The sequence below is a fragment of the Chitinophaga sp. HK235 genome, from assembly GCF_018255755.1.
GTDB lineage: Bacteria > Bacteroidota > Bacteroidia > Chitinophagales > Chitinophagaceae > Chitinophaga.
The window spans coordinates 7,652,394-7,677,338 of sequence record NZ_CP073766.1; the positions used below are offsets into that span (position 1 = coordinate 7,652,394).

The window sequence follows — 24,945 nt, forward strand, 5'->3', positions numbered from 1 at the left end:
CTATACCTGTATGAATTGCAAATCTGGTTTATTAACCTTTGTAATTGGTTGTCTGTGTGCCATTACAACCTGGGCCCAGGATGGTCCGAAAATCAAATATGGCAAAATCACTAAAGAAGACTTTGAACTGAAAGGAGTGACGCTCGACACCGGCGCCCACGCTATTGTCCTCTCCAGTATTGGATCCTCCAGGTTCGAATCAGACGGTAAAGAGCTCCGCCTTGTGTACAAAGTCCATACCCGTATCAAAATCATTGATAAAAACGCGTATGATCTGGCAACAGTAAAAATCCAGTTGTACAAAGGAAGCGACGATGAAGAAAAGTTGCAGAACCTGAAAGCTTCTGCCTACAACCTCGAAAACGGGGAAGTGGTGGAAACAAAAATGGAGAGCAAAAACGTCTTTACCGACAAACAAGATAAGAATTTGATCGCGAGGAAGTTTGCTGTGCCGGCGGTGAAGGAAGGTACAATCTTTGAATACACTTATACAGTCTCCTCTCCTTATTTTACCTATCTGCGCTCATGGGAATTTCAGGGAGCTTATCCTGTCCTCTACAGCGAATACAGCGTAGGTATTCCGGAATACTTCGACTATATCCAGATTCCGCAGGGATATGAAAAATTCATCTCCTCCAAAGAACAAACCCGCACCACCATGACCTTCCGCTCAGAAAGCGGAGGCGCGGCCGGTCCAACCAACCTCACAACCGTTACCCCGGCGGTGACCATTTATAAGTGGGCGCTGAAAGATGTACCGGCTATGAGGGAAGAAGATTATATCACCACCACGGATAACTATATCAACAAGGTGGAATTCCAGCTGTCGTCCATCAACTGGCCTGATCAACCTTCCAAACCAATCAGAAGCTCCTGGTCTAAACTTATGGAAGAGCTGATGAAGGATGAAAACTTCGGCTCTGCCCTGGGCAATAACAATGGTTTCCTGGGAGATGTGGTAGACGGACTCGTGAAAAATGCCAAAACAGATGAAGAGAAAGCTACAGCTATCTATCACTGGGTAAGCAGCAACTTTACCTGTACACAGCAATCCGGTGTTTGGATCACCAGAACGCTTAAAACTATCTTCAACAGTAAAAACGGTACGACTGCAGAGATCAACCTCCTGCTGGTGGCCATGCTGAAAAAGGCCCAGCTCGAAGCTTATCCCATCATCCTCAGTACCCGTAATAACGGTTACACCTATCCGTTTTATCCGCTGTTGTCCCGCTTTAACTATACGGTGGCTGGTGTCAACCTGGGAGATAAATTCGTGAACCTGGATGCTTCCGACCCGCTGCTGGGCTTCGATAAACTGTCTCCGCAGTGTTATAACGGACACGCACGTATTGTGAATGAAATGGCCACACCGCTTGATTTCCAGGCAGATTCCCTGAGAGAGCAGAAGTTTACCAGCGTGATGTTTGGTAAAATTGAAAATGGTATGCTGGAAGGCTCCTTCCAGCAAAGACCCACTTACTTTGAGTCTTACAAAGTGCGCAAAATGATCAAGTCCAAAAGTCAGGATGACTTTTTTGACGCCGTTCGTAAGAGTTTTACAGGAGAAGTAGAAATTTCCAATAAGGAAATTGAAGACCTGAAAGCACTGGAATCTCCGGTTATGCTGAAGTTCGATTTTAAAATCAAACTCGACAACGACGAGGTGATTTATATCAGCCCGCTGTTCACCGAAGCCTCCCGCAGCAATAAGTTCAGGGCTGCCGACCGTAAATTCCCGGTGGAGATGGAATCTGTGTTTGATGAAATATATTCCTTCAACATGGAAGTGCCGGAAGGTTATGTGGTGGATGAACTGCCCAAACCAGCTATCGTCAAATTCAATGAAGACGAAGGAATATTCCAGTACCTGATTCAACAACAGGATAACCATATTCAGCTGCGTTCCCGTGTAAAGCTGACCAAAGCTAACTTTGCGCCGGAAGAATATCCTTCCCTGCGGGAATTCTTTGATCACATTGTGAAAAAACAAGCCGAACAAATCGTCTTAAAAAAGAAAAAATAACCCATGTATAAATTTTTGTCATCCCTTGCTCTGTTGCTGTTCCTGTACACCGGCAGGTTGATGGCCGGTGATCCGGTATACCCTGCCGGGGCCATTCCTGATTCCATGAAAAAGAATGCCCATCTGGTAAAAAGGATGGAGGAAATTACACAGGTCATCGCTCCCGGCCTGAAAGAAGTGACGCTGACCACCCGTTGTGTGTTCACCGTGCTGGATGAAGAAGGTGCCCGTTCTTCCACGCTTGTCAAAATGTACAATAAACAGATGGATGTACGGTCCGTCAGCGGTGCATTATACGATGCTGAAGGTAAGCTGGTGCGCCGGCTGAAACAGTCTGATATAAAGGACCTGAGTGAAGATGGCGACGGAAGTCTGATGACGGACAACCGGTATAAAGTACATCGGTTTTATCATAACGTGTTCCCCTATACGATAGAATATGAAGTGGAAGAACGTGTCCGGGGTTCCTACTGGCTACAGCCCTGGATACCACAGAACTCAGAAGACTGTACGGTAGAGCAGGCCCGGTTTACCATTATGGCCCCGGCCGACTATCAGCTGCGTTATACCAATAATAAAGTGGCTCTCGTTATTACTACACAAAAAGAACAAAAGGTGTATACCTGGGAAGTGAAAAATATCCCTGTGTTCACAGATGAGCCTTTCTCCAAAGAGTTCATACAATTATCTCCCAGTGTAATGGTGGCGCCATCCGTTTTTAAAATCGATGATTACGAAGGGAATGCTTCCACCTGGGAAGGGCTTGGCAAATTTGGCTATACGCTCAACGCAGGGAGAGACGAGTTACCTGAGAATATCAAACAGAAGGTGCGGGAGCTGGTAGCCGGGAAAAATACACAGGCGGAGAAAATCAAGGCACTGTATACCTGGATGCAGCAAAATTACCGCTATATCAGTATACAGCTGGGCATAGGCGGTTTACAGACATTCGATGCCAAAACCGTGGCCACTAAAGGATATGGCGATTGTAAGGCCCTGTCCAATTATATGATGTCCTTGCTGAAGGAAACGGGTATTAAGTCCTATTGTGCCTGGGTTAGGGCGGGTGCTGGTAAAAACTACATCGATGAAGCGTTTCCGCGTGATCCTTTTAATCATGTGATACTGTGCGTGCCGGGAGAGAAGGATACTACCTGGCTGGAATGTACCAGCAACACTTCTCCAACAGGCTATTTAGGCAGCTTCACTTCCAACCGCGCTGTAATGCTGCTGACGGAAGAGGGTGGAAAACTGGTGCACACACCTGTTGCCCGTGAAGAAGATAACCAGCAAAGCCGTACCATCACCGCCGTAGTGGAAGACAATGGAAACTTAAAACTAACGGCAAAGACTATCCGTAGCGGAGAATCACAGGAAGAGCTGCATGAATTATTACACGGACTGAGCAGGGAAAAACAGCTGGAATGGTTGCGGAAAACCTTTGACCTGTCCAGTTATGATGTAGGCAAATTTGAATGTAAGGAGATCCCTGCTGTGAATCCTGTAATAGAAGAACAGCTGGAACTGAACTGTAAAGCCTATGCTACGGTAACGGGTAAACGTATTTTTATTACACCCAATATCCTGGACAGAAATGTGCCCAAGCTGGAAACCAATGATAAAAGGGTTTCAGAGCTGGTACTGAAATCCCGGTTCATCCATACGGATACGGTGAATATCACGGTGCCGGAAGGATATAAAGCAGAAGCAGTGCCAGCTCCTGTTGCTTTACAGAATAAGTATGGTAGTTACAGTGCAGTGATTGCCATGAAAGGTAATACCATCAGTTATATACGGAGGCTTGAAAGAAAAGCGGGTACATATCCTGCAGCAGAATTCAACGAATTCGCGAAATTCTATACCGCTATTCATCGGGCAGATCGCAACCGTATTGTCCTGGTGAAAGAATAACATCATCCTGTAATATCATTAATTGTAAAGAGGTCGTCTCAAACAGAGCGGCCTCTTTTGTATTAATACCCTGTCTGTCATTTGCAGTCATAAATTGTAATTTAGTCTTACAAGCCTGGAATTTGATATCCCCCGCGATGTAGCATTGATGCCCCTGATATTATTGTCCCCGAAATTCCCGTACTATGAAAATAATGTACCTGTTATTATTATTTTCCTGTAGTCTGTCAGCCTATGCACAACAATCAGCTCCGCTCCGCGTAGAAGTAGCAAGGGCTGAACTCAGATCAAGACAAATTATCTCTCCTGCGCCGGAAGCTGCTGAACTTGGAAAATATGGCAATGCGCCGGTAAGCCTTTATACAGGAGCGCCGGATATCACTATTCCGGTTTATACGCTGCAGGGTAATAACTTATCCATCGCACTGAGCCTCCATTTTGATGCGGGTGGTTTCAGACCGCAGGATGCACCTACCTGGGTGGGCCAGAACTGGTCCCTTTTTGCAGGTGGCGTTATCACGAGAGTCGTGCGTGGTAATCCGGATGATTATCGTTATACCAGGCTGAACCTGCCTCCCACTGGTAATTTTTTCTCCTTGCAAGACACGCTGCAGCAAATAAAAAAGGGCGAACTGGAAATGGAACCCGATCATTATTATTACAACTTCGATAACTATCCCGGGAAATTCATCGTGACGCCATCCGGCCAGGTAGTCACCAAAACGCGGAATATGATGGACATCAGATTTGATTCCAGCGAAATAACCGTCACAGATGATAAGGGTAACCGCTATCGCTTTGCAGATGTTGAATCCACCCGGATGGAACTGGGGAATGATCCCTATCCTGATTCGGCTACTGTTCGCACTTATCATTATATATCAAGCTGGTACCTGACCAGTATTTTTGCAGCCAATGGTCATGAGAAATTATATTTCGACTATGATTCAACCGGCGAATATCCCATCGATTTACAAAATACCAATAACGCAGCTGTTACCCGTAGTTACGCTACTATCCGGCATTATGATAGTACCGGTATGACGATCGTTAATGCTGTGGATAGTAACCTCAACGCCTATACGGGTCCTTTCACTTACAGTACGCGTAAATTTCTGAAAAAAATATCCCTGGTACGGGATGATAGCCTCATTGCCTTTATATCCCTGAAAGCTACAGCAGGCATTGATTCCAGTGGTGGCCGTAAACTGGATACCATTGCTGTATATAATGCCATCGGCGGTACCCCACGATTAGTGAAACAATTTAAACTGGGATATGGTTATTATACTAACCCGGAAAACAGTTTCACCAAACAACGATTGAGGCTGGATAGTTTACAGGAACTTGCAATAAGGCAGGATGTGGCTTCTCCTCCGCCGTATCTTTTTTTCTACAACATGAATGCCGCTATGCCGGAAAGGTTCTCCAAAAGTATTGACCATTGGGGATTTTACAATCGCGCCAATAATTTATCTTTAGTCCCGAATGTAAAAATAATCTCCCCTGTAAACCCTTCCGATAGTATAGTAGGTGGAAACGCAAACAGGGAGCCAGATCTGGCAGGATCATCCTATGCCATGATCAACAAAATTATTTACCCAACAGGAGGCTATACTACTTTGGGATATGAATTACATACCACCTTTAACCAAAATCAGACTATACGGACATTGGGTGGCGTCAGGATCAAATATATTGCTGACTATGCTTTTCCGGGCAAGCCTGCTAAGGTGAAAGCTTATACTTATCTCAACGATTTTAATTATAATCATCCAAGCGGGAGATCGGATGAATCTTTTCCTGTTTATCTGGTGAAGTCTTCCTACAACAACCGTGACCAGGACACACTGTCCGGCGATTACTTACAAAGCCGGACCAACTATACCGTGACAGCTAATGGATCATTTGGCCTGGGGGCCTTCCAGGGAAAACATGTGGGCTATATAGAGGTATCAGAATATTTGATGGATAGCAGTAACAACAGCAACTTCGGCAGAACGTTGTATGAGTATCAGCTGGGAAATATTGCTACTGCAGATGAAGACATAGCCAATGGTACATTGGTCCTCCTGCAGCTGTACAATAGAATTGGGGTATTAAGATATGAAATGGCAAATACCTACACTTACAACACAATAAGTACTTTTTCATCTACACAGGTAAAGCCGGTTTTAAGTCAGACGAATGAGGTGTTATGGTGCAAGACACTGGACTCCGCCGGAAATCCCCTGTACAAAGCCTACACGGCGTTAAACGGACTGCCGCCCGGATGTATTGATTCAAGAAATTATCCTACTGCCCTGAATGCGAATACATATGCTTTTAAATCTCAGGAAAAATACCTTTCCATGCAGGTTGAGCAACGGGCAGATGATTTTACCAACTATATGCTTAAAACCACTACCAAATATACTTATGCTAATCCGGCGCATATCTATCCTACACTTATTGACAGGTATGGTTTGACCATAGAAGTAAAAATACGTAAAAAATACGTCGCCGACTATACGGGAACGGCAGGGCCCAATGATGCCGGTATTCCGCTGATGCTGGCCAAACATTGCCTTGGAGCGGAAGTGGAGTCTTATCAGTACCGTTCATCTGTAAATGGACCTGATAAACGGGTAATTAACGGTACGATTACTTATTATGGTCCTGATCTGTTGCCGGTAAAACAACTGGGGATAGAAACAAAAAAACCAATAACCACTTTCCAGGAGTCTGCGCTTACGGCGGGAGGTTTAACCTTTGACCCTGCTTACAAACCACAGGTCTATTTTACTTACCAAAATGGCGCGCTTGCGTCCAGACAAAAACATATGGGTGCCATTACCCGATACTTACGGGGATATAACAACAGTTATACTGTGGCGGAAGTGACTAGTGGAAATTTAGTGCCGGCGTTATATTATAACTTCGAAGATAACGGACAAGCGTGGTACAGCTCACAACTAACGGGGTATAAGATAACAGATACTGTTGCATATTCCGGCAACAGGAGCGGAGTACTCTCTGCAGACAGTGCGATCCTGATCCTGATTCCCCCTTCTACCCGGCGCATGCTCATGAGACTCTCCTTTTGGTTACATAGCGGCACTATTGTGGTGATGCAGGGTTTGGGTAATACGCTAACGCCATCTTTCACGGATCCAACACCGAATGGCTGGACATACTACGAATATCAATTCAATGGAGCAAACGGGTATGTTGAACTGATAGGCAATAATACTATTATCGATGAGCTACGTTATACTTGCTACGACGCGACTGTTGCCACCTATACCTACGAACCCCTGGTAGGGGCGACGAGCAGCAGTTCACCCAATAATCGCACGGTTTTTTATGAATATGATGGATTAAACAGACTGGTAAATATCAGAGATGAAAATAAAAGCATCCTGAAGAATTTTAAATATAACTATGGCCCGGGCATCCCCGTGGATATCCCTCATTAAGTAACCGCTCAATGTGTTCGTATGAAAAACATACTGATCATCATATGTCTGACTTTATACGCAGCAACCGCTTATAGCCAGTTAAGTACCGGCAACAATTTTATAATAGAGACAACCATTAAAACAACGGGGATTACCGATCAGGCTGGCGTAGATGCCTTATCGGCAGATAAGAAGACCAGTATGGTTACTTACTTTGATGGTCTTGGACGGCCACTGCAAAAAGTGAGCATACAAGGTAGCCCTGAACTAAAAGATATGGTCACATCATTCTATTTTGATAATCAAGGAAACAATACTCAAATCTATTTACCCTATACCGACCTGAATGGCAATAATTTTGGTAGTCTCAGAACCACTGCTTTCCAGGACCAGAAAACATTTTACAACCCGTCCAATGCTTCCGTGGTGGATATTGCGAAAGACAATCTCCCGATTACTATACTACGGTTTGAAGACTCCCCGCTCAGCAATCTGCAGGCACAGGGTGGCCCAGGTGCTACCTGGAATCCTTACGGAGGTCATCCTGCTTCCACTTATTTTTCAATCATACGCGCCACACTTCAGGATGATAGTTTAATGTTCCACTGGGTGATTACCTCCGACAGCGGTGCTGTTCCCACCGCTGCTTTAGAACTTCCGATGGGAGCTCATAAGATTATCTCTGAAGATCCACAGGGAAATCAGACCATTGATGTTTTCGATATTAACTATAACCATACAATAAGAAGAAAATATGCCGACACTGTTGCGCTGGATACCCATTACGCGTATGATGATTTCAACCATCTGCGTTATATATTGACACCCAGAGCATCAAAATCGGCATACCCACACCTTGAGTGGACGGTCGACAGTATTCCTTTTGCAAAAGATGAGTTCTGCTATTATTATGAATACGATGAAAGAGGAAGGGTAATCAGGGAAAAAAAGCCAGGAGTGGGTCTTGTAGAGATGGTGTATGATGCAAGGGACAGGTTGGTTTACAGAAGAGATGGAAACCTTTTGGCAAAAGGACAATGGCAGTACTATGAATACGACAAATCAGACAAGTTGATAGGAACCGACTTCTGGTTAACGAACAATTCCCGTAATGTTATGCAGGAAAAAGTAATCGGCTATTCCCTGGATTCGGTATATGGAAATCTTTCTTTACCAATTGGGGATTTTACGCGACGTATCAATCGCACCTCAGACAGCTATGATAGTTATAACTACGATCCAAATAATTCGTTTGTACCCGGTGAAATGACAAAATTACAAAATGGTAGCAGTACTACCGCCGACATAGTAACCACCTGGTCAAAACATACTAATGGATTAAAATGCACCTGGAAGAACTGGACATTGAATAGCGACTCAAGACTTTATACTACCTACTATTATGACGATAAGGGTAGATTAATCCAGACAATTGCGGAAAACCTCTATGGAGGCAGGGATATTAAAAGTATCCGTTATGATGCCGAAGGAAAGATACTGAGTATCTATGATCACTACAATAATCCGAAAAGCTACGTCACGCCTGAACTGACAATACTTACCGTCAGATATTATGATGCCGTCGGTAACCTTATCCGGATAGATAAACAACTCAATGATTCCGGCCCACTGAAAACGATTGTTCAATATCGCTACAATACCCTTGGACAGCTCATTTGTAAAACCTTCGGCAACAACCTGGATAGTATGAAATATGCCTACCATATTCAGGGTTGGTTAAAAGGGGTAAACAGGGAATATGTGCGCACGGGTACCGGTAACTATTTTGGCTTCGACCTCGGATACGATAGTGTTGCCTCCCTGATCCCTGGTGTTAACTATTTAAATCCGCAGTACAATGGCAACGTGGCCGGCACTATATGGCGATCTGCCAATGACAACATCTTACGCAAATATGATTTTAAGTATGATAAAATAGATAATTTGTTACGTGCCGATTTTCTCCAGCAGGATGCCGGTACCACCACCTGGTCGAATAGTCAGGTTGATTATACGGTAAGCGGAATAAAATATGACTTCAATAGCAATATCCTGTCTCTCAATCAGAGAGGGCTTTCCGGTACTTCCTCCATCCTGGTAGACAGCCTGAAATATGAATACTTCTACAACAGCAATAAAATACTGTATGTAACCGATAGAGTGAACAACCCGCTAAGCACGTTGGGAGATTTTAAAGAAGCCAATACAGATCTTCAACAGGACTATGACTATGATGCCAACGGTAATCAGTACCTCAATATGAATAAGCTCACAAAGGTACTACGATACAATTATCTGAACCTGCCGGATTCCATTTATATGTGGGGGAAAGGGACTGTGGTATATACTTACGATGGAAAAGGAAATAAGTTGCAAAAAATGATTACGGACTATACCGGCGCCGGCAAATACACGATCATTGGTTATGTAGGCGACCTGGAATTCCGGAACGACACGCTGCAGTCCATTGCACATGAAGAAGGCCGTATCCGGGTAGTGGTGAAGCCGGGCGAGCCGGTTAAATATATTTACGATTATTTTGAGAAAGATCAGCTGGATAATGTCAGGGTAATACTGACGGAACAATCAGACACCACTGTTTACAGCGCCACTATGGAAACTGCCAATGCAGCCAGAGAAGAGCTTACGTTTAGTAATCTTGAGGCTACACGCAGTGCCAAACCTGCTGGTTATCCAGCCGTCAATACAAAAGAAAAAAATGAATTTGTATCCTTATTATCCGGTCAGTCGGACGGCAAGAAAACAGGTCCATCTCTGGTATTGCGCGTAATGGCCGGAGATACGGTGCAGATTGGTGCAAATGCCTTTTATAAAAGCACTGCTGTAAAGAAAAATAATCCGTTGTTGCCGTTGTCCGGTCTGTTAAATCAGACATTACAAACCGCTTCAACTACAGCTGGAAACGGTTCTGTGCACACAGCTCCCTGGACTGATCAACCGCCGCTGATCGCAAACAACCTTACCACAGACAGTTATGAACGGCTGAAGTCCACAAACGATCAAAAGGGAGATCCACTACGTCCCAAAGCCTATCTGAACTACATATATTTTGACGAGCACTTTAAAATGGTGGAAGATGGCAGTGGTGTCAAACAGGTGCAACCTGTACCGGATCAACTACAACAACTTGGCACAGACAAGATGGTTGTCTCCAAAAGTGGCTATCTGTATGTATTCCCCAGCAACGAAAGTTCGCAGCAGTTGTATTTTGATAACATCACCGTATCGCTTATCACCGGCCCGTTATTGGAAGTGACGCATTATTATCCTACAGGTCTTGTGATGGAAGGTATTAGCAGTAATGCTTTGAAAGGAACATCCTATCCGGATAACAGAAAAAAATTCAACAGTTATGAACTGCAAACCCGGGAATTTATGGATGGTGGCAGCCTGGAATGGTACGACTTCAAAACATCGCTCTACGACCAACAGATCGGCCGGTATTTACAGTTTCACGAGCCTAAAAAATTCCAGGAGTATCTGTCTCCATTTCATTACATGTTCAATAAACCAGCCGGATATGTTGCTCCTGTAAACCCGAATGCAGTACCAGCCGTAGATGTATTAAAAGGAAAGGATATAGGCGCAAACGCAGTACGAAGTGTGAGTCTCACGCCTAAAGAAAAATAAAATTATTGTCCCCGAAATTCCCGTACTATGAAAATAATGTACCTGTTATTATTATTTTCCTGTAGTCTGTCTGCCTATGCACAACAATCAGCTCCCCTACGCGTAGAAGTAGCAAGGGCTGAACTCAGATCAAGACAAATTATCTCTCCTGCACCGGAAGCTGCTGAACTTGGAAAATATGGTAATGCGCCGGTAAGCCTTTATACAGGAGCGCCGGATATCACTATTCCGGTTTATACGCTACAGGGTAATAACTTATCCATCGCACTGAGTCTCCATTTTGATGCGGGAGGTTTCAGACCGCAGGATGCACCCACCTGGGTGGGCCAGAACTGGTCTCTGTTTGCAGGTGGTGTGATTACAAGGGTCGTACGCGGTAATCCGGATGATCAGCATTATACCACGTTGAACCTGCCACCCGCTGGCAATTTTTTCTCCTTACAAGACACGCTGCAGCAAATAAAAAGGGGAGAACTGGAAATGGAACCCGACCATTATTATTACAACTTCGATAACTATACCGGGAAGTTCATCGTGACGCCATCCGGTCAGATCGTCAGCAAAACGCGGAATATGATGGACATCCGGTTTGATTCCAGCGAAATAACTGTTACAGATGATAAGGGCAACCGTTATCGCTTTGCAGATAGGGAATCCACCCGGATGGAACTGGGAAATGATCCCTATCCTGATTCGGCTACTGTTCGCACTTATCATTATATATCAAGCTGGTACCTGACCAGTATTTTTGCAGCCAATGGTCATGAGAAATTATATTTCGACTATGATTCTACCGGCGAATATCCCATCGATTTACAAAATACCAATAACGCAGCTGTTACCCGTAGTTACGCTACTATCCGGCATTATGATAGTACCGGTATGACGATCGTTAATGCTGTGGATAGTAACCTCAACGCCTATACGGGTCCTTTCACTTACAGTACGCGCAAGTTTCTGAAGAAAATATCTCTGGTACGGGATGATAGCCTCATCGCCTTTATATCCCTGAAAGCTACAGCAGGCATTGATTCCAGCGGTGGCCGTAAACTGGATACCATTGCGGTATATAATGCCATCGGCGGAAGCCCGCAATTAGTGAAACAGTATAAACTGGGATACGGTTATTATACTAATCCGGAAAACAGTTTCACCAAACAACGATTGAGGCTGGATAGTTTACAGGAACTTGCAGTAAGGCAGGATGTGGCTTCTCCTCCTCCGCATCTGTTTTTCTACAACATGAATGCCGCTATGCCGGAAAGGTTTTCCAAAAGCATTGACCATTGGGGATTTTACAACCGCGCCAACAATCTGTCATTGGTTCCTAATGTAAAAATAATCTCCCCTGTAAACCCTTCCGATAGTATAGTCGGCGGCAATGCAAACAGGGAGCCTGATCTGGCAGGATCATCCTATGCCATGATCAACAAAATCATTTACCCAACGGGGGGCTATACTACTTTGGGATATGAATTACATACCACCTTAAACCAAAATAACTCAGTACGGACATTGGGTGGCATCAGGATCAAATATATTGCTGACTATGCTTTTCCGGGCAAGCCTGCTAAGGTGAAAGTTTATACTTATCTCAACGATTTTAACTATGATTATCCAAGCGGGAGATCGGATGAATCTTTTCCCGCTTATCTGGTGAAGTCTTCCTACAACAACCGTGACCAGGATACACTGTCCGGCGATTACTTACAAAGCCAGACCAACTATACCGTGACAGCTAACGGATCATTTGGCCTGGGGGCCTTCCAGGGAAAACATGTGGGTTATATAGAGGTATCAGAATATTTGATGGATAGCAGTAACAACAGCAACTTCGGCAGAACGTTGTATGAGTATCAGCTGGGAAATATTGCTACTGCAGATGAAGACATAGCCAATGGTACATTGGTCCTCCTGCAGCTATACAATAAATATGGGGTATTAAGATATGAATTGACAAATACCTACACTTACAATACCATAAGTACTTTTTCATCTGCGCAGGTAAAGCCGGTTTTAAGTCAGACGAATGAAGTGCTATGGTGCAAGACACTGGATACCGCGGGGAATCCCCTGTACAAGACCTACACGGTCTTAAACGGACTACCATCCGGATGTACTGATACAAGAAATTATCCTACTGCCCTTAAAGTGAATACCTATGCTTTTAAGTCGCAGGAAAAATACCTTGCCAAACAGGATGAGCAGCGTGCAGATGATTTTACAGGTTTTCTGCTTAAAACCACGATCCAATATACTTATGGTAATCCGGCACATATCTATCCAACGCTTATTGACAGATATAGTAATCATATAAGGGAAGTTATCCGTAAAAAGTATGTTGCGGATTACACCGGGCCGGCAGGGCCCAATGATGCCGGCATTCCATTAATGCAGGCCAAACATTGCCTTGGAGCGGAAGTGGAGTCTTACCAATACCGCGCACTCATAGGAGGAACAGACAAACGGGTGATTAACGGTACGATTAATTATTATGGTACTGATCTGTTGCCGGTAAAAGAACTGGGTATTGAAGCAAAAACCCCGGTAACCACTTTCCAGGAATCAGTGCTTACAGCAGGAGGCTTAACCTTTGACCCGGCTTACAAACCACAGATCTATTTCACTTATCAGAATGGTGCGCTTGCCTCCAGGCAAAAAGATGGCGCCATTACCCGATACCTGCGGGGATATAACAATAGTTATACCGTGGCAGAAATGACCGGCGGAAGCGAAGTGCATGTGGCATACTACAACTTCGAAGACAACGGGCAGGCGTGGTACGGGTCACAACTAACGGGGTATACGATCATTGATACGGTTGCATATTCCGGCAAAAGAAGTGCAATGATCCCTGCAGGCGGTAAGATCCAGATTCCTGCTGCTACCCTGCGTGTGGACATGAAACTCTCCTTCTGGTTACGTACCGGCAGTATTGTAGTGAAACAGGGTGTTGTTACGATACCGCCGTCTTTAACCAGCCCAACACGGAATGGCTGGACTTACTACGAATATCAATTTGATCCGGCAGAAGGGAGTGTCCAATTGATAGGTAATAACACAATTATAGACGAGCTACGCTATATTTTTTTCGTTGCTGCCATTACTACTTATACCTACGAACCCCTGGTAGGAAGGACGAGCAACAATTCTATCAATGATCACATTATTTTTTATGAATATGATGGATTAAACAGACTGGTAAATATCAGAGATGAAAATAAAAATATCCTGAAGAATTTTAGATATAACTATGGACCGGGCATACCCGTGGATATCCCTCATTAAGTAACCGCACAATCAGTTCGTATGAAACACATACTGATCATTATATGTCTGACTTTATACACAGCAACTGCATATAGCCAGTTAAGTACAGGCAATACTTTTATAGTAGAGACAACCATTAAAACAACGGGTATTACTGATCAGGCTGGCGTAGATGCTTTACAGGCAGACAAGAAGGCCAGTACGATTACTTACTTTGATGGTCTTGGACGACCATTGCAAAAAGTGATCATACAAGGCAGCCCTGAACAAAAAGATATAGTAATACCCTACTATTTCGATAATCAGGGGAATAATAGTCAGCTCCTTCTATCCTATACTGACCTGAATAGCAGTAGTTTTGGTAGTTTCAGGACAACTGCCTATCAGGATCAGCGAGCATTTTATAGCCCGTCCAATACTGCCGTGCAGGATATAGCCAAAGATAATCTTCCGATTACGGTACTACGCTTTGAACAATCTCCGCTCAATAATCTGCAGGCACAGGGCGGCCCCGGTGCTAACTGGAATCCATACGGAGGTCATCCTGTTTCCACTAATTTTTCTTTTATTACTTCAACATATCCGAAAGATGATAGTTTACAGGTACACTGGGTGATTACCTCCGACAGTGGTGCTGTACCCACTGCTAACTTAATGATTCCGGGGGAAGCTCATAAAGTTGTCACCACAGATCCACAGGGGAATCAGACCATTGATGTTTTCGACATTGACAATAATCATAAATTAAGAAGAAAATATGCCGACACAGTAGCGCTGGATACCCATTACTCGTATGATGATTTCAACCACCTGCGTTACATCATGACACCCAGAGCATCCAATCCCTTAAGAGGAAAAGGCCCTTATTGGACGGTTGACAGTATTCCATTTGCAAAAGATGAGTTCTGCTATTATTATGAATACGATGAAAGAGGTAGGGTTATCCGGGAAAAAAAACCGGGCATAAGCCTTGTAGAGCGGGTGTATGATGCCAAGGACAGGTTGGTGTACCAAAGAGATGGTAACCAGTTGGCCAAAGGAGTATGGCAGTACTTTGGATATAATGATTCAGGCAAAATGGCAGGAACCAGCTTATGGGTATCAAACAAATCCCGTAATGATATGCAGGAAAAAGTAAATGCATATCTCAACGATTCGATAGCAGGAAATCTTTTAATACCATCACCTGTATATGACCCAATTATCGGTTTAACGGCAGACCACTATAATAATTATGGCACCTATCCCGACCCTTTGTATGCCTTTGTACCTGGTGAGATGACGAAGTTACAAAACGGTAACAGCACTACAGCAGATATTGTAACCTCCTGTACCAAACACACCGCCGGATTAAAATGTGCCGACGGGGCACAGGTTTTAGATAGCACAATATCGCTATATAACTTTTACTATTATGATGAGAGAAACAGATTAATCCAGACAGTCTCGAAAAATATGTACGGCGGTGTAGATATCAAAAGCATACGGTATGATTTTGAAGGTAAGATACTGAGTATCTATGACCATTACAGGAATCCGAAAAGCACGGTTACGCCTGAACTGAAAATCCTTACGGTCAGATATTATGATGGCGCCGGTAACCTCACCCGGATAGATAAACAACTCAACGATTCCGGCCCACTGAAAACGATTGTTCAATATCGCTACAACAGCGTTGGGCAAATGGTTTGCAAAACATTCGGTAACAACCTGGATAGTATGAAATATACCTATCATATTCAGGGTTGGTTAAAAGGGGTCAACAGGGAATACGTACGCACAGGTACGGGTAACTATTTTGGCTTCGACCTCGGATATGATAGTGCTGCCACCCTGATCCCCGGCATTAATTATTTAAACCCGCAGTACAATGGCAACGTGGCCGGTATTATCTGGCGATCCGCCAATGATAACATCTTACGCAAATATGATTTTAAGTATGATAAAATAGATAATTTGTTGCGCGCCGATTTCCTCCAGCAGGACGCCGGTACCAGCTGGTCTAATAGTCAGGTTGATTATACATTAAGCGGAATAAAGTATGATATTAACAGCAATATCCTGTCGCTGAGTCAGCGAGGGCTTTCCGGCACTTCCTCCATCCTTATAGATAGCCTGAAATATGAATACTTCTACAATAGCAATAAAATACTTTATGTAACCGACAGAGTGAATAACCCGCTAAGTACCTTGGGCGATTTTAAAGAAGCCAATACAGATTTTCAACAGGACTTTGACTATGATGTCAACGGTAATCAGTACCTCAATATGAATAAGCTCACAAAGGTACTACGATACAATAACCTGAACCTGCCGGATTCTATTTATATGTGGGGTAAAGGTTATGTGGAATATGCCTACGCTGGAAACGGTAATAAGTTACATAAAAAGGTGACGGATTATACCGGTGTCGGTAGATATACGAACATTGGTTATTTAGGCGATCTTGAATTCCGCAATGATACGCTGCAGTCCATTGCACACGAGGAAGGCCGTATCCGGGTAGTGGTGAAGCCTGGCGAGTCAGTTAAATATATCTATGATTATTTTGAGAAAGATCAGTTGGGTAACGTCAGGGTAATACTCACAGAACAGACAGACACCACTGTTTACAGTGCCACTATGGAAACTGCCAATGCGGCCAGAGAAGAGCTTACGTTTAGTAATCTTGAGGCTACACGCAGTGCCAAACCAGCTGGTTATCCTGCCACCAATACAAAAGAGAAAAATGAATTTGTATCTCTGTTATCCGGTCAGCCAGACGGAAAGAAAACCGGACCTTCTCTGGTATTACGTGTAATGGCCGGAGACACGGTGCAGATTGGTGTAAATGCCTTTTATAAAAGCACTGCTGTAAAGAAAAACAATCCGTTGTTACCATTAGCTGGTCTGTTAAATCAGACATTACAAACCGCTTCAAATACGGCTGGAAACGGTTCTGTGCACACAGCTCCCTGGGCTGATCAACCACCGCTGATCGCAAACAACCTTACTTCAGACAGTTATGAACGGCTGAAGTCCGCAAACGATCAGAAAGCTGATCCACTACGTCCCAAAGCCTATCTGAACTACATATATTTTGACGAGCACTTTAAAATGGTGGAAGATGGCAGTGGTGTCAAACAGGTGCAGCCTGTCCCGGATCAAATACAACAACTTGGCACAGACAAGATGGTTGTCTCCAAAAGTGGCTATCTGTATGTATTTCCCAGTAACGAGAGTGCACAACAGTTGTATTTCGATAACATCACCGTATCGCTGATCACCGGTCCGTTATTGGAGGTAACGCATTATTATCCTACCGGTCTTGTAATGGAAGGTATTAGCAGTAATGCTTTGAAGGGAACAGCCTATCCGGAGAACAGAAAAAAATTCAACAGTTATGAACTGCAAAGCCGGGAATTTATGGACGGTGGCAGCCTGGAGTGGTACGACTTCAAAACATCGATCTACGACCAACAGATCGGAAGATATTTACAGTTTCACGAACAGCAAAGATTCCAGGAGTATCTGTCTCCATTTCATTATATGTTCAATAAACCAGCCGGATATGTTGCTCCTGTAAACCCGAATGCAGTACCAGCCGTAGATGTATTAAAAGGAAAGGATATAGGCGCAAACGCAGTACGAAGTGTGAGTCTCACGCCTAAAGAAAAATAAAATTATTGTCCCCGAAATTCCCGTACTATGAAAATAATGTACCTGTTATTATTATTTTCCTGTAGTCTGTCAGCCTATGCACAACAATCAGCTCCGCTACGCGTAGAAGTAGCAAGGGCGGAACTCAGATCAAGGCAAATCATTTCTCCTGCGCCGGAAGCTGCTGAACTTGGGAAATATGGCAACGCGCCGGTAAGCCTTTATACAGGAGCGCCGGATATCACTATTCCGGTTTATACGCTGCAGGGTAATAACTTATCCATCGCACTGAGCCTCCATTTTGATGCGGGTGGTTTCAGACCGCAGGATGCACCTACCTGGGTGGGCCAGAACTGGTCCCTTTTTGCAGGTGGTGTGATCACCAGAGTTGTACGTGGTAATCCGGATGATGATCGTTATACCAGGCTGAACTTACCATCCGCTGGTAATTTTTTCTCCTTACAAGATACGCTGCAGCAAATAAAAAGAGGAGAACTGGAAATGGAACCCGACCATTATTATTACAACTTCGATAATTATACCGGGAAGTTCATCGTGACGCCATCCGGCCGGGTGATCACCAAAATGCGGAATATGATGGATATCCGGTTTGATTCCAGCGAAATAACCGTCACAGATGATAAGGGTAACCGCTATCGTTTTGCAGATAGGGAATCCACCCGGATGGAACTGGGAAATGATCCCTATCCTGATTCGGCTACTGTTCGCACTTATCACTATATATCCAGCTGGTATCTGACCAGTATTTTTGCAGCCAATGGTCATGAGAAATTATATTTCGACTACGATTCTACCGGCGAATATCCCATCGATTTACAAAATACCAATAACGCAGCTGTTACCCGTAGTTATACTACTATCCGGCATTACGATAGTACCGGTATGACGATTGTTAATGCTGTTGATAGTAACCTCAACGCCTATACGGGTCCTTTCACTTACAGCACGCGTAAATTTCTGAAAAAAATATCTCTGGTACGGGATGATAGCCTCATTGCCTTTATATCCCTGAAAGCTACAGCAGACATTGATTCCATCGGTGGCCGTAAACTGGATACCATTGCTGTATATAATGCCATCGGTGGAACCCCGCGATTAGTGAAACAGTATAAACTGGGATATGGTTATTATACTAACCCGGAAAACAGTTTCACCAAAAAACGATTGAGACTGGATAGTTTACAGGAACTTGCAATAAGGCAGGATGTGGCTTCTCCTCCTCCGCATCTGTTCTTCTACAACATGAATGCCGCTATGCCGGAAAGGTTCTCCCAAAGCATTGACCATTGGGGATTTTACAACCGCGCCAACAATCTGTCATTGGTCCCTAACGTAACAATAATCTCCCCCCTAAACCCTTCCGATAGTATAGTAGGTGGAAACGCCAACCGGGAGCCAGATCTGGCAGGATCATCCTATGCCATGATCAACAAAATTATTTATCCAACAGGAGGCTATACTGCTTTGGAATATGAATTACATACTACCTTAAACAAAAATGACTCAGTACGGACATTGGGAGGCGTCAGGATCAAATCTATTGCTGACTATGCATTTCCGGATATTCCGGGTATGTTTGGCCAGGTGAAAACGTATAGTTATCTCAGTGATTCTAATCTTAATAAAATAAGTGGCAAATCGGATGAGTCTTTTCCTGCTTATCTGGTGACCTCTTCTTATAATAATCGTGATCAGGACACACTATCCGGCGACTACTTTCAAAGCCAGACCAACTATACCGCGACAGCCAACGGATCATTTGGCCTGGGGGCCTTTCAGGGAAAACATGTGGGCTATTCAGTGGTGACAGAGACTTTGGTGAAAGAATCTTACCCCTATACCTACGGTAAAACCTTATATAGGTACCAGCTTGGAAATGTGAATACAGCAGATGAAGACATTGCCAATGGTACATTAATCTACCTCGACCTGCGAATCATAGATGAATTGAAAAATGCCTACACTTACAACACAATAGATACCTTTTCATGTACGCAGGTAAAGCCGGTTTTAAGTCAGACGAATGAAGTACTATGGTGCAAGACATTGGACTCCGCCGGAAATGCGCTGTACAACGCTCACACGGTGTTAAACGGACTGCCGCCCGGATGTATTGATGCAAGAAATTATCCTACTGCCCTGAAAGCGAATACCTATGTTTTTAAATCTCAGGAAAAATATCTTACCAGACAGGACGTGAAACGCCCCGATGAATTCTTTCCTTTAATCACTATTTTGTATACTTACGGAAATCCGGCACATATCTATCCCACACTTATTGACAGGATCAATCAAGCCACAAGGATAGTCACCCGCAAAAAGTATGTTGCCGATTACACAGGTCCGGCAGGGCCCTATGATGCCGGTATTCCGCTGATGAAGGCCAAACACTGCCTTGGAGCGGAAGTGGAGTCTTATCAGTTCCGCGAACCCTGGACTATACCTCAGATAAGGGTAATTAACGGTACGATTAATTATTATGGCCCTGATCTGTTGCCGGTAAAACAACTGGGTGTTGAAGCAAAAACACCAATAACCACTTTCCAGGAATCTGTGCTTACGGCAGGAGGTTTAATCTTTGACCCGGCTTACAAACCACAGGTCTATTTTACTTATCAAAATGGCGCGCTTGCCTCCAGACAAAAACATGGAGGTGCCATTACCCGGTACTTGCGGGGATATAACAATAGTTATACCGTGGCGGAAATGACTGGTGGAAATTCAGTGCATGCGGCATACTATAACTTTGAAGATGACGGACAAGCCCGGTACGGCTCACAACTAACGGGGTATACTATAATCGATACTGTTGCATATTCCGGCAACAGGAGCGGACTGCTCTCTGCAGACAGTACGATCCTGATTCCCGCTTCTACGATGCGTGTGGTCATGAAACTCTCCTTCTGGTTACATACCGGCAGTATTGCAGTGAAACAGGGTGTTGTTACGATAACGCCGTTTTTAACCGGTCCAACGCGGAATGGCTGGACATACTACGAGTATCAATTTGATCCGGCAGATGGAAATGTACAACTGATAGGCAATAATACGATAATAGATGAGCTGCGTTATATTTACGCCAATGCGACCATTACTACCTATACCTACGAACCCCTGGTAGGGAAGACGAGCAGCAATTCAGCCAATGATCACACGATTTTTTATGAATATGATGGATTAAACAGACTGATAAATATCAAAGATGAAAATAAAAATATCCTGAAGATTTTTAAATATAACTATGGCCCGGGCATCCCCGTGGACATCCCTCATTAAGTAACCGCTCAATGTGTTCGTATGAAAAACATACTGATCATCATATGGCTGACTTTATACGCAGCAACCGCTTATAGCCAGTTAAGTACCGGCAACAATTTTATAGTAGAGACAACTATTAAAACAACAGGTGTTACCAATCAGGCTGACGCGGAAGCCTTACCGGCAAATAGAAAGGCCAGTACCGTTACATACATTGATGGCTTTGGAAGGCCATTGCAAAAAGTGATCATACAAGGTAGCCCTGAACTAAAAGATATGGTAACACCATTCTATTTTGATAGTTATGGAAATAATACTCCAATCTATTTACCCTATACCGACCTGAATGGCAGTAATTTTGGTAGTCTCAGGACCACTGCTTTCCATGATCAGAGCACATTTTACAAACCGTCCAATACCTCCGTGGAGGATATAGCTAAAGATAGTCTCCCGATTACTGTACTACTTTTTAACACCCCGCTCAACGAGCTGTGGGCGCAGGGTGGCCCCGGTGCTAACTGGAATCCTTACGTAGGTCATCCTGCATTCACTATTTCGTCAATCGTGCACGAGGTGTGGGATAGTTTATTATACCGCTGGCTGATTACCTCCGACAGTGGTGCCGTACCTACCTTGAGTGAATGGCAGTTTGCGGAAGCCAATAAGATTACCTCTACAGATCCGGATGGAAATCGGACCATTGATCTTTTCGATATTGATTATAACCATACACTTAGAAGAAAATATGCCGATACAGTAGCAATAGATACCCACTACTCGTATGATGATTTCAACCGCCTGCGTTATATAATTACACCGGAAGGAACAAAACAGTTGGGACATGGTCGCTTTCCCTGGACAGCCTGGACAGTGGATAGTGTTCCCGGTATAAAAGAACCGTTCTGCTACTATTATGAATACGATGGAAGAGGAAGGGTGATCAGGGAAAAAAAGCCGGGAGTGGATCTTGTTGAGATGGTGTATGATGCAAAGGACAGGTTGGTTTATAAAAGAGATGGTAACCTTCTGGCAAAAGGACAATGGCTGTATTATCTATACGACAATTTCGACAGAATAACCGCAACATCGATCATGGTAACGAACAATTCGCGGAATGCCATGCAGGAAAAGGTAAACACCTATGTATATGATTCGATAATTGGAAATCTTATAATACCATTACCTGACTATACGCCAATTCGCCTGTTGACGATGAATGGCTATGATAATTATGGTGCCGATCCCACCCTTTCACATCCCTTTGTGCCCACTGAAATGACGAAATTACAGAGTGGTAACAGCAGCACGGCAGACATAGCAACTACCTCGTCAAAACATACCGGTGGATTAAAATGCTTTGAGCTGAAATGGGTACTGGATAGCACATTAATGCTTCATACCACCTACTATTATGATGATAAAGGCAGAATAATCCAGACAATATCCGAAAACCTGTATGGTGGCACGGATATCAAAAGCATACGGTATGATTTTGAAGGTAAGATACTGAGCACCTATGACCATTACAATAATCCGAAAAGCACGGTGACGCCTGAACTAAAAATCCTTACCGTCAGATATTATGATGCCGTCGGTAACCTCACCCGGATAGATAAACAACTCAATGATTCCGGCCCACTGAAAACGATTGTTCAATTGCGCTATAATACCCTTGGACAGCTCATTTGCAAAACCTTAGGCAACAACCTGGATAGTATGAAATATGCCTACCATATTCAGGGTTGGTTAAAAGGGATAAACAGGGACTACGTACGCACCGGTACCGGTAACTATTTTGGCTTCGACCTCGGATATGATAGTGCTGCCTCCCTGATCCCTGGTGTTACTTATTTAAACCCGCAGTACAATGGTAAGGTGGCCGGTACTATATGGCGATCTGCCAATGACAACATCTTACGCAAATATGATTTTAAGTACGATAAAACAGATAACTTGTTACGCGCCGATTTCCTCCAGCAGGATGCCGGTACCACCACCTGGTCCAAAAGTCAGGTAGATTATACGGTAAGCGGAATAAAATATGATTTAAACAGCAATATTCTGTCTCTCAATCAGAGAGGGCTTTCCGGTACTTCCTCCATCCTGATAGACAGCCTGAAATATGTATACTTCAACAGCAATAAAATATTTTATGTAACCGATAGAGTGAACAACCCGCTAAGTACGTTGGGAGATTTTAAAGAAGCGAATACAGATCTGCAACAGGACTATGATTATGATGCCAACGGTAACCAGTATCTCGATATGAATAGGCAGACAAGTGTATTACGATACAATTATCTGGACCAGCCAGATTCCATTTATATGTGGGGAAAAGGGTATGTGGTATATACCTATGATGCAAACGGAAATAAGTTACAAAAGGCGATTACAGATTATACCGGCGCAGGCAAATATACAACCATTGGTTATGTAGGCGATCTGGAATTCCGCAATGATACGCTGCAGTCTATTGCACATGAAGAAGGCCGTATTCGTGTAGTGGTGAAGACTGGTGAGCCAATTAAATATATCTACGATTATTTTGAGAAAGACCAGTTGGATAACGTCAGGGTAATACTCACAGAACAAACAGACACCAGTGTTTACAGCGCGAGCATGGAGACAGCCAACGCGGCCAGAGAGGAGCGTACTTTCAGTAATCTTGAGGCTACACGCAGCGCCAAACCAGCTGGTTATCCTGCTGCAAATACAAAAGAGAAAAATGAATTTGTATCCTTATTATCCGGTCAGCCGGATGGAAAGAAAACAGGTCCATCTTTAGTATTACGCGTAATGGCCGGAGATACGGTGCAGGTTGGTGCAAACGCCTTTTATAAAAGTACTGCTGTAAAGAAAAATAATCCGTTGTTACCGCTGGCCGGTCTGTTAAATCAGACATTACAAACCGCTTCAACTACCACAGGAAGTACTTCTGTGCATACATCTCCCTGGGCCGATCAACCACCGCTGATCGCAAACAACCTTACCACAGACAGTTATGAACGACTAAAATCGGCAAACGATCAAAAGGTCGATCCACTACGGCCCAAAGCCTATCTGAACTACATATACTTCGACGAGCACTTTAAGATGGTGGAGGAGGGTAGTGGTGTCAAACAGGTACAGCCAGTCCCGGATCAAATACAACAACTTGGCACAGACAAGATGGTTGTCTCCAAAAGTGGCTATCTCTATGTATTCCCCAGTAACGAAAGTGCACAACAGTTGTATTTTGATAACATCACCGTATCGCTTATCACCGGCCCGTTATTGGAAGTGACGCATTATTATCCTACCGGTCTCGTGATGGAAGGTATTAGCAGTAATGCTTTGAAAGGAACAGCCTATCCGGATAACAGAAAAAAATTCAACAGTTATGAACTGCAAAGCCGGGAATTTATGGATGGTAGCAGCCTGGAGTGGTACGACTTTAAAACATCGCTCTACGACCAGCAGATCGGTCGGTATTTACAGTTCCGCAAGCATGAAAAGTTCCAGGAGTATCTGTCTCCATTTCATTACATGTTCAATAAACCAGCCGGAGATGTTGCTCCTCTTAACACGAATGCATTACCAGTTGTAGAGTTGTTAAAAGACATGGATAAAGGAGCAAACGCAATACGTAGTGTGAGTCTCACGCCTAAAGAAAAATAGGGGGATGGCTGACCCAAAAGTAAAAACTGCTTTTGGGTCAGCTTTCTTTTGTTGAACTGATTATTTTCAAAATGA

General features: G+C 43.9%; 8 protein-coding genes. All 8 read left to right on the plus strand.

Annotated features, from left to right (window positions below):
* Positions 1-10 precede the first annotated feature (10 nt).
* The 8 genes from KD145_RS29520 to KD145_RS29555 all read left to right on the plus strand — a co-directional run bounded on the left by KD145_RS29520 (position 11) and on the right by KD145_RS29555 (position 24,870).
* The gene (locus tag KD145_RS29520) at positions 11-2,023 is read left to right on the plus strand and encodes a transglutaminase domain-containing protein (RefSeq protein ID WP_212003394.1); all 2,013 of its coding nucleotides are present in this window, start codon (positions 11-13) and stop codon (positions 2,021-2,023) included.
* 3 nt (positions 2,024-2,026) lie between these two features.
* Positions 2,027-3,934 (plus strand): DUF3857 domain-containing protein, encoded by a 1,908-nt coding sequence (locus KD145_RS29525; RefSeq protein ID WP_212003395.1) that lies wholly within the window; start codon positions 2,027-2,029, stop codon positions 3,932-3,934.
* A 185-nt stretch (positions 3,935-4,119) separates the two neighbouring features.
* Entirely contained in the window at positions 4,120-7,392 is a 3,273-nt protein-coding gene (locus KD145_RS29530; protein WP_212003396.1) for a hypothetical protein, read from the plus strand.
* A gap of 21 nt (positions 7,393-7,413) precedes the next feature.
* Complete coding sequence (locus tag KD145_RS29535; RefSeq protein ID WP_212003397.1) at positions 7,414-11,025, plus strand: DUF6443 domain-containing protein; 3,612 nt, start codon at positions 7,414-7,416, stop codon at positions 11,023-11,025.
* 27 nt (positions 11,026-11,052) lie between these two features.
* Complete coding sequence (locus KD145_RS29540) at positions 11,053-14,313, plus strand: hypothetical protein (RefSeq protein ID WP_212003398.1); 3,261 nt, start codon at positions 11,053-11,055, stop codon at positions 14,311-14,313.
* A gap of 21 nt (positions 14,314-14,334) precedes the next feature.
* Positions 14,335-17,955, plus strand: a complete 3,621-nt coding sequence (locus KD145_RS29545; RefSeq protein WP_212003399.1) for a DUF6443 domain-containing protein — start codon at positions 14,335-14,337, stop codon at positions 17,953-17,955.
* Positions 17,956-17,982: 27 nt separating this feature from the next.
* The gene (locus KD145_RS29550) at positions 17,983-21,231 is read left to right on the plus strand and encodes a hypothetical protein (protein WP_212003400.1); all 3,249 of its coding nucleotides are present in this window, start codon (positions 17,983-17,985) and stop codon (positions 21,229-21,231) included.
* A 21-nt stretch (positions 21,232-21,252) separates the two neighbouring features.
* On the plus strand, positions 21,253-24,870 hold the full coding sequence (locus tag KD145_RS29555; RefSeq protein ID WP_212003401.1) for a DUF6443 domain-containing protein: 3,618 nt from the start codon (positions 21,253-21,255) through the stop codon (positions 24,868-24,870).
* Positions 24,871-24,945: the final 75 nt, after the last annotated feature.

Bases quoted from the DNA above. Each gene is read 5' to 3' on its own strand.
- KD145_RS29520 (WP_212003394.1), top strand. From the start codon at position 11: ATGAATTGCAAATCTGGTTTATTAACCTTTGTAATTGGTTGTCTGTGT.
- KD145_RS29525 (WP_212003395.1), top strand. From the start codon at position 2,027: ATGTATAAATTTTTGTCATCCCTTGCTCTGTTGCTGTTCCTGTACACC.
- KD145_RS29530 (WP_212003396.1), top strand. From the start codon at position 4,120: ATGAAAATAATGTACCTGTTATTATTATTTTCCTGTAGTCTGTCAGCC.
- KD145_RS29535 (WP_212003397.1), top strand. From the start codon at position 7,414: ATGAAAAACATACTGATCATCATATGTCTGACTTTATACGCAGCAACC.
- KD145_RS29540 (WP_212003398.1), top strand. From the start codon at position 11,053: ATGAAAATAATGTACCTGTTATTATTATTTTCCTGTAGTCTGTCTGCC.
- KD145_RS29545 (WP_212003399.1), top strand. From the start codon at position 14,335: ATGAAACACATACTGATCATTATATGTCTGACTTTATACACAGCAACT.
- KD145_RS29550 (WP_212003400.1), top strand. From the start codon at position 17,983: ATGAAAATAATGTACCTGTTATTATTATTTTCCTGTAGTCTGTCAGCC.
- KD145_RS29555 (WP_212003401.1), top strand. From the start codon at position 21,253: ATGAAAAACATACTGATCATCATATGGCTGACTTTATACGCAGCAACC.